At 41.4% G+C, this 13,258-nt stretch carries 16 protein-coding genes; 7 read left to right on the top strand and 9 right to left on the bottom strand.

What is annotated here, in order from left to right; genetic code table 11:
• The first annotated feature begins 41 nt into the window (after nt 1–41).
• On the top strand, nt 42–1,055 hold the full coding sequence (locus ACNURT_RS11350) for an aldo/keto reductase (protein WP_419701836.1): 1,014 nt from the start codon (nt 42–44) through the stop codon (nt 1,053–1,055).
• 108 nt (nt 1,056–1,163) lie between these two features.
• On the opposite strand, the gene ACNURT_RS11345 is transcribed toward ACNURT_RS11350, so the two are convergent.
• A complete protein-coding gene (locus ACNURT_RS11345) occupies nt 1,164–1,700 on the bottom strand; it encodes a hypothetical protein (protein ID WP_370994308.1) in 537 nt (178 codons plus the stop codon).
• Nucleotides 1,701–1,915: 215 nt separating this feature from the next.
• Here ACNURT_RS11345 and ACNURT_RS11340 point away from each other — a divergent pair, with 215 nt between their 5' ends.
• Nucleotides 1,916–2,431 carry a YceI family protein gene (locus ACNURT_RS11340; protein WP_419701835.1) on the top strand — a complete coding sequence of 172 codons (516 nt, stop codon included), beginning with the start codon at nt 1,916–1,918 and terminating at the stop codon, nt 2,429–2,431.
• A gap of 119 nt (nt 2,432–2,550) precedes the next feature.
• Here ACNURT_RS11340 and ACNURT_RS11335 read toward each other — a convergent pair whose 3' ends face one another.
• Nucleotides 2,551–3,570: a threonine aldolase family protein gene (locus tag ACNURT_RS11335; RefSeq protein ID WP_419701834.1), complete on the bottom strand. Its 1,020-nt coding sequence runs from the start codon at nt 3,568–3,570 to the stop codon at nt 2,551–2,553.
• A 147-nt stretch (nt 3,571–3,717) separates the two neighbouring features.
• Between ACNURT_RS11335 and ACNURT_RS11330 the strand changes: the two genes are divergently transcribed.
• Nucleotides 3,718–4,407, top strand: a complete 690-nt coding sequence (locus tag ACNURT_RS11330; protein WP_370994311.1) for a hypothetical protein — start codon at nt 3,718–3,720, stop codon at nt 4,405–4,407.
• Between the two features lie 137 nt (nt 4,408–4,544).
• Here ACNURT_RS11330 and ACNURT_RS11325 read toward each other — a convergent pair whose 3' ends face one another.
• The gene (locus ACNURT_RS11325; protein ID WP_419701833.1) at nt 4,545–5,042 is read right to left on the bottom strand and encodes an NADH-quinone oxidoreductase subunit C; all 498 of its coding nucleotides are present in this window, start codon (nt 5,040–5,042) and stop codon (nt 4,545–4,547) included.
• Nucleotides 5,039–5,686 (bottom strand): pyridoxamine 5'-phosphate oxidase, encoded by a 648-nt coding sequence (gene pdxH / locus ACNURT_RS11320; RefSeq protein ID WP_419701832.1) that lies wholly within the window; start codon nt 5,684–5,686, stop codon nt 5,039–5,041. The genes ACNURT_RS11325 and pdxH overlap by 4 nt, the downstream gene beginning before the upstream one ends.
• A gap of 188 nt (nt 5,687–5,874) precedes the next feature.
• Between pdxH and ACNURT_RS11315 the strand changes: the two genes are divergently transcribed.
• The gene (locus ACNURT_RS11315; protein ID WP_370994314.1) at nt 5,875–6,438 is read left to right on the top strand and encodes a YqgE/AlgH family protein; all 564 of its coding nucleotides are present in this window, start codon (nt 5,875–5,877) and stop codon (nt 6,436–6,438) included.
• A 79-nt stretch (nt 6,439–6,517) separates the two neighbouring features.
• On the opposite strand, the gene purE is transcribed toward ACNURT_RS11315, so the two are convergent.
• From purE to ACNURT_RS11295, 4 genes are all read right to left on the bottom strand, one after another.
• Entirely contained in the window at nt 6,518–7,015 is a 498-nt protein-coding gene (gene purE, locus ACNURT_RS11310) for a 5-(carboxyamino)imidazole ribonucleotide mutase (RefSeq protein ID WP_419701831.1), read from the bottom strand.
• A 33-nt stretch (nt 7,016–7,048) separates the two neighbouring features.
• Nucleotides 7,049–7,399, bottom strand: coding sequence for a four helix bundle protein (locus ACNURT_RS11305; RefSeq protein WP_419701830.1), 351 nt, complete (start codon nt 7,397–7,399; stop codon nt 7,049–7,051).
• 65 nt (nt 7,400–7,464) lie between these two features.
• Nucleotides 7,465–8,604 (bottom strand): 5-(carboxyamino)imidazole ribonucleotide synthase, encoded by a 1,140-nt coding sequence (locus ACNURT_RS11300; RefSeq protein WP_419701829.1) that lies wholly within the window; start codon nt 8,602–8,604, stop codon nt 7,465–7,467.
• 65 nt (nt 8,605–8,669) lie between these two features.
• Nucleotides 8,670–9,050: a hypothetical protein gene (locus ACNURT_RS11295; RefSeq protein ID WP_419701828.1), complete on the bottom strand. Its 381-nt coding sequence runs from the start codon at nt 9,048–9,050 to the stop codon at nt 8,670–8,672.
• Nucleotides 9,051–9,231: 181 nt separating this feature from the next.
• On the opposite strand from ACNURT_RS11295, the gene ACNURT_RS11290 reads away from it, so the two are divergent.
• Nucleotides 9,232–10,686: an NADP-dependent isocitrate dehydrogenase gene (locus ACNURT_RS11290; protein WP_419701827.1), complete on the top strand. Its 1,455-nt coding sequence runs from the start codon at nt 9,232–9,234 to the stop codon at nt 10,684–10,686.
• A 388-nt stretch (nt 10,687–11,074) separates the two neighbouring features.
• A complete protein-coding gene (locus ACNURT_RS11285) occupies nt 11,075–11,668 on the top strand; it encodes a fasciclin domain-containing protein (protein WP_419701826.1) in 594 nt (197 codons plus the stop codon).
• Between the two features lie 76 nt (nt 11,669–11,744).
• Here ACNURT_RS11285 and ACNURT_RS11280 read toward each other — a convergent pair whose 3' ends face one another.
• The gene (locus ACNURT_RS11280; RefSeq protein ID WP_419701825.1) at nt 11,745–12,239 is read right to left on the bottom strand and encodes a hypothetical protein; all 495 of its coding nucleotides are present in this window, start codon (nt 12,237–12,239) and stop codon (nt 11,745–11,747) included.
• 112 nt (nt 12,240–12,351) lie between these two features.
• Here ACNURT_RS11280 and ACNURT_RS11275 point away from each other — a divergent pair, with 112 nt between their 5' ends.
• On the top strand, nt 12,352–12,963 hold the full coding sequence (locus ACNURT_RS11275) for a hypothetical protein (protein ID WP_419701824.1): 612 nt from the start codon (nt 12,352–12,354) through the stop codon (nt 12,961–12,963).
• Nucleotides 12,964–13,258 lie beyond the last annotated feature (295 nt).

Genomic DNA, 13,258 nt, shown 5'->3' with positions numbered 1-13,258 from the left:
ATTTGTTAACTAATTTCACATCAAACAAAAACCACTAATTGATGAAATATAATTTTTTAGGGAATACCGGCCTGCTGGTTTCTGAGCTTTGCTTTGGCACTATGACCTTTGGCGGTACCGGCTTGTATGAGGCAATCGGCAAGGCCCAGCAAAAAGAGGTTAATGATATTATGAAAACGGTTGTTGACTCGGGCATCAACTTTATTGATACTGCCAATGTATATTCGTTTGGCGAGTCTGAATCGTTGTTGGGCCAATCGATCAAAGATGTAGGGCTCGACCGTAACCAATTGGTTATTGCCACAAAAGTACGGGCTTTTTTAAACCAGGGACAAAACAGCGGAGGTTTATCCCGATATCACATATTCCAATCGGTTGATGCCAGCCTAAAACGCCTGCAGCTGGATCATATCGACATATTGTATGTGCATGGTGTGGATTATCATACTCCAGTGGAAGAGATCATGCGCTCATTAAACGATATTGTTTTAAGTGGCAAAGTGCGTTATGTAGCCGTTTGTAACTGGCCCGGCTGGATGGTGATGAAAGCGATGGGCATTGCCGAAAAAAATGGCTGGCACAAGTTTGTAGGTATTCAATGTTTTTACTCATTGGCAGGCAGAGATATTGAAAGAGAAATATTGCCGGTAGCTATCGACCAAAATATGGCTATGATGCCCTGGAGCCCATTAGCTGGTGGTTTTTTATCGGGCAAATTTACCCGCGACAATCAAAACGCCGAAGGATCGCGAAGATCGACGTTTGACTTCCCGCCGATAAATAAGGAAAAGGCATTTGATATCATCGATGTAATTTTAGAGATAGGCGAACAACATCGCGTATCTGCCGCGCAGATTGCGCTGGCCTGGGTACGCTTGCAAAAAGGCATCACCAGTACCATCATCGGTGCAAAAAACAATGATCAGCTGGTGGATAATATTAAATCGACCGAGATTATATTATCTGATGATGACCTGAAAAAGATCAATGAAGTAAGCGCGCTCCCGGTTGAATACCCAGGCTGGATCATAGATTATCAAAATAGGTTCAGGTAGACTAAAGAAGTTTTGAGCAATGAGTTATGAGTAAACCTTTACTCCGTAATACACAAAAGGGAAGTCATGATATGGCTTCCCTTTTGTGTATATCATCAGATAGCAAAATTATAATCCAAAGCCATAAGCTACCCGTACGGCAAATATACCCAGATGATCTTCCTTATGGGTAAGGTAATCATAATGAATACCGAAATCCCAGTGTTTGGTAGCATAACCCAGATTAGGTGACAGATCTAAACGGCGAGGCCCCCAATCCGGACCTTCCAGTTTTTCAAAAGCCACGCCAATTTCACCTCCTACATATACATTGGGCAGAAAAAACTCCTTAACACCTGCTTTTATAGGCAGTTCACCATAGCTTTGATATCTTCTGTCCTGTCCGGGTATTTTTTTGGGGAAAAAGTGATAACCACCGGCAGTAAAGGTGATAGCAAGATCATTAGTAACACCGTACTGCAGGCGTGCGGTTCCGCCAAGACTAAAGTTTGTACCCAGTTTGGCAACTCCAGTCGGAAGGCCCGATTCAATGCCTAAGCTTAAAACAAAGTCTTTGGCCGGGGTAGTTTGCGCTTTTACGTTGGTTGCAAAAAACAAAATAGCTGCCATAAAAGCTACACCTATTAGTTTTGATAGTTTTTTCATTTGTAATAATTTTTAGTAAACACTGTTTATATACATTACTATCTCATTTGCAAATAGGTTGCCTCCCCTCTTATTTATTTTTTAATTAATAGCCATATAAAATGACTTAGCATGATTTTTTTAGTGCAGGCAACCTATTACTCAAAGCCATCGTATTTTTTGTAACGACCATCATTTAAACGGGGTTATATATATCAAATCAAAAAAATATTCACATGAAAAAAACTGTCTATCCCGCGCTGATCATATTGTTCATCAGCATTTCGGCCTTTATTGCGGCCACTACCTGGAAGGTAAAAGATCCTTATGAAATAAAATTCTCTAACGGTAAAATTCATGGGGAATTTCAGGGTTTAAAAGCGAATATTGAATTCGATAAAGCACATCCTGAAGACGCAAGGATCTCGGCCACTATTGATGCTACTACTTTAAGCACAGGTTTTTTTATTAAAACCAGCCACTCTAAGGATGCTATTGATGTTGACCATTACCCCATCATCAGCTTTACATCAAGTGCTGTAAGCAAAACCAATGCGGGTTATGATGCCAATGGAAAGCTTACTTTAAAGGGTGTTACTAAGCCTGTTACTATCCATTTTACATTTGATGATAAAGGAAACGAGGGCATTTTTAAAGGTACTTTTAAAGTAATTACCAAAGATTTCGGCATCACTAAAAATGGCTCGCCCGATTACCTGGACATTTCCTTGACCGTGCCGGTAACCAAATAAGCTATTCATGAATTTTGAGCTATGCGGGGCGAATTGTGTGTTTTAATTTAATGGCTCAAAAAGAAAGCCCGGAACTTAAAAACTCCGGGCTTTTGATTGAATACTTTCTCCTGCTTTGTCTATTCAAAGCTCTTTAATACTTTAATAACGTGTTCTATTTGATCCGGATGAACATCCAGGTGCGTTACAAAACGGATGCGGTGCTTGTCGGTATCTATGGCTTTAATACCATGTATAGCCAGCTTGGCCAGTACCGCTGTCGCTGGCTCAACAGTATCAAAAAGCACGATGTTGGTTTCTACGGGCAGTACATTATTTACCCAGGATAATTTACTTAGCTCGGCGCCCAAAATAGCGGCATGGGCATGGTCAATTTTAAGCCGCTCTACATGATGGTCGAGTGCATAGATACCAGCAGCCGCCAAAAAACCGGCCTGCCGCCATCCACCACCCAAAACCTTACGGATACGGCGGGCATATTTGATAGTTACCGCATCGGCCAGTAAAACCGAGCCAACCGGCGCACCCAGTCCTTTTGATAAACAAACAGAGATCCCATTAAAATATTTACCATAGTCGATGGCTTTATCGCCGGTATGGGCCAGGGCGTTAAATATACGAGCGCCATCCAGATGAAGCTTCAAGCCTTTGGAGCGGCAAAGCTCGGCAATGGGGGCAATATCGGCCAGCGTATAACAGCTGCCCCCACCTTTATTTACCGTATTTTCCAACACCACTAAGCTGGTATGGGGGTAATGGATATTCTCGGCATTGATCTCGGGCGCTATCATTTCGGCAGTAATAATGCCCCGGTACCCATTTAATAAGCGGGTGGATACACCTGAATTAAAGGCAATACCCCCGCCCTCGTACCTGTACACATGTGCGGTTTGGTCGGCTACCAACTCATCTAAGGGCTGTGTAAAGCATTTAATAGCTATTTGGTTAGTCATAGTTCCCGAGGGGCAAAACAAGCCCGCTTCCATGCCGAAAATGGCGGCGGCTTTCTTTTCCAGTTCGGCAACGGTTTCATCTTCGCCAAAAACATCATCGCCTACTTTGGCGCTCCACATGGCTTCGAGCATACCTGGTGTCGGTTTGGTTACCGTATCGCTGCGTAAATCAACAGTTAATTGCATGATAATTTTTAATTCCTATTTTAGATGCTCAAATCTAAATGATATGCTTTCAATTTTACAATCATCCATGTATTTTATGCGTGTAACAAATATGTATCTGTCATATTAAAATGTTTTAAATTTACGTTCTCTGTTTTTTAACCCGCTATGCGTATTACCATACTTCTTTCATTAATCGTATTGAGCTTCACATCGGCACAGGCTCAAAAATGGCAGCCCGGTACTTTTACCGATGTAAAAGGCAACCGCGAAACCGGTTTTATCAGGCTTAACCCTCCCGGTAAAGGCCCCATAAAAGATGAAGGTTTTATTGAATTTAAAGAAACCGAAAAAAACAACCCTTATAAATTAAGTGCCAGCGACTTGCGGTCATTCATCGTGGCTAAAGATAGCTTTGTAGTAGCCCACGCCCCGCAAAATGGCGCCTGGGGTAAAGAAGAGACCGATTTTGTAAAAGTTGTGATAGACGAACCTACTAAGCTTTATGTTGCCCAGGGAGGGAAAGGTGGCGGTGGCGGAAGCGGCTTTGGTATTTCGCCGGGAGTTGGCATGGGCGTAGGTACCGGAGGTTATGGCAGCGGTATAGGCGGTGGTATAGGCATATCCCTTGGTGGCGGCCGTGGCCGTAACGGTGGCAAAACCATTTATTACTATGGCGCCAATACCGCCGAAATGAAACAGCTTACCGACGAGAATTTTGAAGATATTATGACCGATATTATGGGCGATGATCCCGATGTGGTCGAGAAAATACATGCCCATCAATACGGCTTAAAGAATATTGATAAGCTGCTGAAGTATTATAATGAAACTAAGCTGAGCCCCCCAACCCCCTAAAGGGGAACAAAAACATGCAGATGTGCAAATTTCAGATGTGCAGATGCTTTTAATACTCTGTTTAACACTGATCATTTGCATATCCGCACATCTGAAATCCGCACATTCAAAAGCTCCCCTTTAGGGGGGCAGGGGGCTTAATCTATCTTGATTCCCTTATAATATTCGGCATTTTTATAATCTTTCCGGAGCGGAAAACCTTCCCAATCATCGGGTAGTAATATCCGGCGAAGATCGGGGTGACCTTCAAAAAATATACCCAGCAGGTCATAAGCCTCACGCTCATGCCAGTCGGCAGTACGGTATACGCTGGTTATGCTTTTAAACTCAGGAAGTTCTGTACTTTCCCGGTTATGCGGCTTGCTTATTTTTAACGTAAGCTGTGTTTTATAAGGTATAGATGCCAGGTGATAAACCACGCCATAGCGGTTATCCTCATCATTGTAATGTACGCCGCTAAGGTTCGATAAAAAATCGAAATAGGTTTGCGGATTATTACGCAATTCCAGGCATACCACTGTAATATCATCAGGGTTGATTAATAGAGCAGATTGCAGCCCGCCTGTTTCTTCGCCTGTAATTACGGCTTCGCCAAATTTTTCTATGAGCAGTTGTTTAATATCGTCAAACATCATGGTGCCAAACGTACTTTTTTCCAGCTTTTTTTATCAACTTTTTTATACAGTATACGGTCATGCAAACGACTTGACCGGCCTTGCCAAAATTCAACCAGTTGCGGGTTCAGGATATAGCCTCCCCAAAATGATGGTTTGGGCACTTCCTTGCCTTCATATTCTGCGTCCAACTCGCTCCATTTTTTTTCCAATCCCTCACGACCTTCAATCTCCTGGCTTTGTGGTGAAACAACAGCTCCTATCTGGCTGCCCTTTGGCCGCGTGTGGAAATATCTTTCAGAATCTTCCTTGCTCAATTTTTCTATTGTTCCTTCAATACGAACCTGGCGTTGCAGCTCGGCCCAAAAAAAAGTGATGGCCCCCTGCGGATTCCTGGTGATCTCCTTACCCTTACGGCTTAAGTAATTGGTATAGAACATAAAACCATGCTGATTAAAGCCTTTTAACAACACGACACGTGCCGATGGTTTTCCATTTGTGGTAGCTGTAGCCAACGTCATGGCATTGGGTTCATGCAATTTTGCGGCTAAAGCTTCGTTAAACCATTGTTCGAACTGATTTATCGGGTCGCCCTTGGTATCATTTTCGGATAATGTAGCGGCAGTATAATCCTGCCTTAAATTTTGTATTTCCTGCTGATTCATTGAATGCAAACTTACAAATATAGTAGCAAGTTAGTATCAAGTATCAAGACAGTTTTTGAAAGTAACATTTATAGTATAAAAGCATCTTAATACTAATACCTTGATAACGAAAGCAGGCACACAAATTTTAATTTAATAATTGAACATATTTTTATTATGCTTGTTGTATTATTTAAAAACTGAACCTTATGTTAAGTCCTATTCCTGCCGCTGCAGGGCGTTTACTGATTTCGGAGCCTTTTATGATGGACCCGAATTTTAAAAGATCGGTTATCTTACTAACAGAATACTCTGCCGATGGCGCTATGGGGTTTATTTTAAATCATCATAGTGAATATATGCTGGGCGATGTTTTACCTGATGTTTCCTACTCCGAAATGCCGGTTTATGACGGCGGCCCTGTAGCCAAAAACACCCTGCATTTTATGCATTGCTGTCCAGAAAAAATAGAAGGCGGCATTGAAATAGCCGAAGGTGTATTTTGGGGCGGAGATTTTGAACAGGCAAAAGAACTCATATCCAATTACCAATTAACCGAAAACGAGATTAAGTTTTTTGCAGGATATTCAGGATGGACTTCTCAGCAGCTTGACGAAGAAATATTACAGGACAGCTGGATAGTTGCCGAAAAATTCAAATCAGAAACATTATTTTCCAATGATGAGCAAAACCTCTGGAAAGAGGTTGTTATAGGTCTGGGCCAACGCTATGCCCACATCGCCAATTTTCCCGAGAACCCGGCTTTGAATTAAGTTCTAAGTCTTGAGCCTTTAGTCTTAAGTTCAATTAAAAATGACTTAGTACTAAAGGCTCAAGACTTATGACTTAAAACTACCCTTCCATTTCCTTTGCTGAATCTTCTACTTTCTTTTTCAGGTCTTCTTTAAAGTCGATGAGATTTTTAACCAGGTATTCATCAGCAGTGGAGAGTATTTGCGCGGCCAGAATGCCTGCGTTTTTTGCGGCGTTAAGGGCCACGGTAGCCACAGGGATACCATTTGGCATTTGCAATATGGAAAGTATTGAATCCCAGCCATCGATAGAGTTACTTGATTTAACAGGCACACCTATCACGGGTAAATGCGTTAACGAAGCCACCATACCCGGCAAATGCGCGGCGCCACCGGCACCGGCAATAATTACTTTAATGCCCCTATCAGCAGCAGCACGGGCGTAACTAAACATCCTGTCAGGCGTGCGGTGCGCTGATACTACGGTGATCTCATACGCTACACCTAATTCTTTTAAAACATCGGCGGCATCCTGCATCACACTTAAATCGGATTTGCTGCCCATAATGATGGCTACTTTTGGTTCTTTATTGTTCATGGTTCATGGTTCATGGTTCATGGTAAAAAACCTTCAGACTGAATTTCTGAGTGCTGTGATCATTTTTACCAATACCTCATATTCATTATATAGTATTTTGAAATCCTCTTCTTTCAAATATTCCCTTCTTCTTGCGATAAATAAACAACTCACAACTTCTATTGCTGACCTTAGTGAGTAGCCTAAAAACACTTTAAAAACAGCTTTACTTTGCCCCGTTGAGCCTTCAGCTATATTTAACACTACCGAATCTGCAGCCCTTTTAATTTGAGATATTAAGATATAAATTTCTTCTTTTGGAAAGGTCTTAGTCAACTGGTTGATCTGTTCATCTAAGTCCATGGCCTTTTGCCACACCTGAAGATCTTCAAACCTAAATGCCATTTATTTTTTATTTATTGAATATCTAATGACCTGTTTTACTATGAACTATGATCTATGAACTAAATTTAACTAATCACCTTTAGCGTTTGCTGCACAAATCTTGCTTTTTCAATGGCTTTTTTCCGGTCAGCATCAACAATGGTTACGTGCCCCATTTTGCGGAACGGTTTTGTTAAAGCTTTTCCATACAAATGCACGTATACACCCGGCATTTTCAATATCTTTTCGATGCCTTGGTATATGGCCGGGCCTTCATAACCCGTCTCGCCTAAAATATTCACCATAATGGCGTTGTTAAGGCAGGCGGTATCACCCAATGGTTGATTGAATATAGCTCTTAAATGCTGCTCAAACTGCGAAACTACATTACCTTCAATAGTTTGGTGGCCGCTGTTGTGCGGACGTGGTGCAAGCTCATTCACCAGTATCTTACCATGCTTATCTAAAAACATTTCAACGGCCAGTATGCCTACAATTTTAAGGCTCTCGGCAATCTTTTTAGCCACCTGTTCGGCACGTTCCAGTATTTCGAAAGGTAAGGTTGATGGAGATATCAGGAACTCCACCAGGTTAGCCTGGGGGTTAAATTCCATTTCCACCAATGGAAATGTACTTACCTCTCCGTTTTCATTCCGGGCAACAATTACGGCTATCTCTTTTTCAAAATCAATCCATTTCTCAATCAGGCTGGGTTCTTTGAATGCTCCGGGCAAATAGCTTTCATCGGCTACCTTATAAACCCCTTTGCCATCGTAGCCGTCCTTACGCAATTTTTGAATGTACGGGAACGGTATAAAGCTTTGCTGTAATTGCTGTGGCGATGATATGATCTGAAAATCGGCCGTAGGGATGCCGTTCTCCTTAAAAAATTGCTTTTGTAGGCCCTTATCCTGTATCAGCCGGATTATGCGCGACTGCGGATAAACCAGCACGCCTTCTTTTTCTAATTGTTCAAGGGCGTCAACATTCACCTTTTCTATTTCGATGGTGATCATGTCTACATTTTTACCAAAATTGTAAACAGTCTCATAGTCGCTTAATGAACCTATGATAAACTCGTCGCAGAGTTTACGGCAAGGCGCTTCCCGATCAGGGTCAAGAACTTTTATGGTAACATTATAATTTATGGCCTGTTGTATCAGCATGCGACCAAGCTGGCCGCCGCCCAGGATACCTAATTTTAAATCTCCGTAGAATGCTTTCATGTTGAAGATGCAAGTTTACCTGAAATCTTTCAAAAAGCCATAAAATGCTTCAACATCTATATCAACTACCGCTTTTTAACCAGCAAATAATAAAAAATGGCGTGTACAACCAGGAATATACCGCCTGTCATCAGGTAAACCACTCTAACTGGAGGACTTATTTTCATGCTCAGGGCAGTAATAATAAATACTACCGATCCTACAAAATACAGCAGAAAACGCACAATGCGGTTATTCCAATACGGAGGGTTAACCAGGAACATGGCAGGCAGTGTCATTACAAAAATGATAATATTTAAAAAGGTGACATTCTCCATGATCTTGGGCAATGTCTTGGTATAATCGTCGCTCTTTTGCGATATATTGTAATAAACGCAAACGGCCGCTATAGACAGGATAACTGAGAATAAGAAGACCCTGAAAAGTTGTTTAGGAATTATTTTCATCTTGATATCAAATATAATAAATAAGCCCGGTTAAGCACCGACATTATGGCTGCAAAGAAACACATATGAGCTTGAAAAGCTTTAATCCTATTGTCACAAATTGGATTACATCAAAGCTCATTGCCCCGCAATACCCCAAAAACAGCTACCTTTGCACCGTTTTTACATAAATATAATTTCAATGAGAACTAAAATAGCAGTAGCCAATGGCGATGGAATAGGTCCAGAGATAATGCAAGCCGTACTTAAAGTTTTTGAGGCCAATAATGTACCATTGGAGTATGAATTTGTGGAGATGGGCAAGTCGTATTTTGATGCGGGACACTCCACCGGTATGACGGCTAAAGCAAAGGAAACCATTGAAACCCTGGGCATATTATTTAAAGGACCAATGGAAACCCCAAAGGGCAAAGGCGTAAAAAGCATCAACGTAACTGCCCGTAAAGTTTGGAATACCTATGCCAATCAGCGCGATTTCAGGACTTTGAATGGTGTCGATACCGTTTTCTCTAAAGCTGGCATCCCCATTAACCTCACTATTATCCGCGAAAATATCGAAGATACTTATGGCGGCATCGAGCACCTGCTTACTTATGACGTTGCTGTAGGTCGCCGGATCATCACCCGCCCCGGCTCGGCACAGGTTATCCGTTACGCTTTTGAAATGGCCAAACGCAAAGGCTTAAAAAAATTAGCCTGTGGCCATAAAGCCAATATTATGAAGCTGACCGATGGTCTTTTCCTGGAAACTTTTCAGCAGATAGCCAAAGAATATCCTGAGATAGAGGCATCAGACATTATTGTTGATGACCTATGCATGAAACTGGTAACCCGTCCGGAAACATTCGAAGCCATTGTTTTAACTAACCTGCAAGGCGATATCGTATCAGACCTTTGCGCAGGCCTTGTCGGCGGATTAGGCTTTGCACCATCGGCCAACATTGGCGATAATATTTCCATATTTGAAGCTGTACATGGTACCGCTCCGGATATCGCTGGCAAAGGCATTGCCAACCCTACCGCTTTGCTGCTTTCAGGCATTTCGATGTTGCGCTTTTTAGGCTTTTCCAAAAACGCGGCAGATATTGAAAATGCCCTGTTGTATACCTTAGAACAAGGCGTACACACCGGCGATTTTGGTAACAAAGCTATCCCAGCATCCAATACCAATGCCTTTACCGAAGCCATTATTGCCAATATAGGTCAGGTACCGGCAAACGGCGGTGTTTTTTCTAACCCTGATTTTGAAGCCAGGGTGAGTCATCTGCAACCCATAAAAAACAAACTTACCGTTACCAAAAATATCAATGAAGAAATGATTGGTGTTGATGTTTTTGTGGAGGCCAGGGTACAACCTAATGAACTGGCCGAAATGGCAAAAAAGGTATTGACTGATAATTTTGAGCTGGTGATGATATCAAACCGCGGCACACAGGTTTGGCCAACAGGTTCTATTTATACCGAGCTGGTTAATGAGTACCGGGTACGTTTTGAAAAGAAAGCGGGCAAAGAGATCACCCAGAAAGAGCTGCTGCACATCGCGGCCGATTTTTCTGAACTGGCTAAAGTTTGCTCTGTTGAATTCCTGATGAACTTTGATGGCAAAATTGGCTATACCCTGGCCCAAGGTCAATAAGTAACCGCTTACATCAATATAAAATGAGCCTGTGATTTGTCATGGGCTTTTTTATGAGATTTAACTACTACTTGGTATGTCAACCATTACAACCCGCTTTTTTGAATATTTTCACCCTTTCTGTTATTTTAATGGGCTATAACTCATTAAAGGTGAGCCTTGATTAATTCGTGTAGTTTTCCCCAATTCGTGTAATTCGTACAACTTTTATTTTCCTCTTTTTTAGCGACTTAGCCATGTTTTTTAATTATTAAAAAAACATTTATTGTAATTATAAGTTATAAACCTACGCAAATTGAAATAAACTATTAATTTAAACGATAATTTATAAGAGAAACTGCTACTCATTTACATGCTAATTACTAACAAAATCAAAAGAAAAATGAACATGAAAAAGTCAGTTTTAATTGCCATTGCATCCCTAACTATCGGATTTTTATCAACCAATGCAATTGCCCAAACACAACAACAAGACACAACTAAACGCGATACAACTAATAAAACCGCTCCTGCCTCAACTGCTGCTCCATCCGCAGCATCAGGCGATGTGGTTGGTGTACTTTCCAGCTCTACCACTTTTGCTCCAATGGCCCTGGCCATCAAGAACGCCGATCTGGAAGCAACCTTAAAAGCTGTCGGACCATTTACCGTTTTTGCACCAAATGATGTAGCCTTCAGTAAAGTGCCCAAACCCACAATGGACGACCTGATGAAGGATCATGCCAAGCTGGCTAAAGTTTTAAAATATCACGTGGTAGCCGGTAAATATACTAAAGCCGATATCATTAAGGCCCTGGGCGCCGGTAAAGGCAAGGCTGTTTTAAAAACCATTGATGGTGACTCCCTAACGTTATCGGTTAACGACAAGAGCAACCTGCAGATCACCGATGCTAAAGGAAACGCGGCCCTGGTGATATCATTTGATACCATGGCCAGCAATGGTGTTATACATGGCCTTAACGGTGTGTTGATGCCGCAATAAAAATCGTTTGTTTAATTAATTCTAAATCTAAAAGGGCTCAGGTATGCAGATACCGGGCTCTTTTATTTTACACAGATTATTTTTTCGATAAGATCTTGAACTTTCCCTGCTTCAGATGGCGGTCGGCTATCAACGCTATGGGTAGCCCCAGGCACACGATCAGGATGGCTATACCTGTTATCAAAACAGGCAGTTTAATCACCGGGAATGCTTTTTGAGTAATGGGGATAACCACCAGGTTCATGATGATCCAGGCGGTAAAACCATACAATACAGCTACCAGGTAGGCATTCCTGAGTCCTTTTTTAAAAAATGGATACAACAGGTAAAAAGCGCTGGTAAACAAAATAGCTATCAGGAAGTGGAACACTAAACCGGCAACAACCATTTCGGCACCACCTTTAAAGGCGGCTTTCCCAAATGCGGCGCTGGCTATAAATTTAAAAATGATGGCCGGTTGTATTTTGTAGTTCATTAGTAGTGCGGCCAAACCATCGAGCGTTCCGGTTATTAACCCGATACCCAGGATATTGAGCAGGACATTATTTTTATTCGGCGTATCTTTTTGCATCAGGAAATTTGAATGGCTAATTTATGCTTTTTATAAAACTGCAGTGTGCGCATTATTAATTTATTTTTTGCTTTTAAGTAAATTTTTGTAACAGATGCTTATTTTTATAGCAATGAATAATAACACCTGCCTTATTGAGATTCCGGCTTTGCTAAGTAAAAAAACGAGCAAGATATTGACGTTTAAAACAGAAAGCCTGATTATCGAAAAACCCACGGGTTTAAAGTCGCCTGATTTTATACCCGCTGAAACCATTACCGGATTCCGGTATGGCGTTAGCTGGATACGGGGATACGCTTTTACCTTTGGCAGGCAATATTTTATTGAAATTCAAACCGATCAGCAAAAGGTGGTCAGTATTAAATTGGGCAGTTATTATAGTATCCGTAAGAAACTGTATGATCAGCTCTGGTCAGAGATTATCCACCAGCTATGGCGCTATTACTTTGTAAATCAGTACAATTACTACTATGATCTGTACAAGATCAACCAAACTTTTGAGCTTTGCGGCATCTATGTTCACCCCAATGGCATTGGCTGGGACGCACTCAACATTTTACAATGGAACGAGGTAGGTATCAGCAATTACTACAACTATTTTATGATCTATAACCGTAAAAACAAAAAACAATACAAAAGCCGCAGTTTTGCTAAAGACTGGAATGCCGTGGTGCTGCAGGCTGTTTTAAAAGAGATAGTCGACGAGAAAAAAGTAGTGTTCTAAGGGTTAAATTTCTCCGCCCGCAAGACTTTTTAAACCTCCAATTTTAACACTTTCGAACCTAAAATCGATCAAAAACAGTCTAAAAACACTCGAAAAAATCTCTAATTTAACACTTTTAACAAATTTCGACACGGTTTTGATGTGTTTTAAAAAGTTTAAAAAGTATTAAAAAATTGACCTTCAAAGAAAACATCCCAAACGGTGGGGCTTTATTCTGTTTTTTCCGTTTAATAAAACAGACCGGAGTTCCAATAAAAGAGTAATAGCCCATTATGTCCCCTTAGGGTCTCCTGAA

The organism is Mucilaginibacter sp. NFX135 (genome assembly GCF_048565145.1).
Taxonomy (GTDB): Bacteria; Bacteroidota; Bacteroidia; order Sphingobacteriales; family Sphingobacteriaceae; genus Mucilaginibacter.
This window is presented reverse-complemented; position numbering and strand designations above follow the sequence as displayed.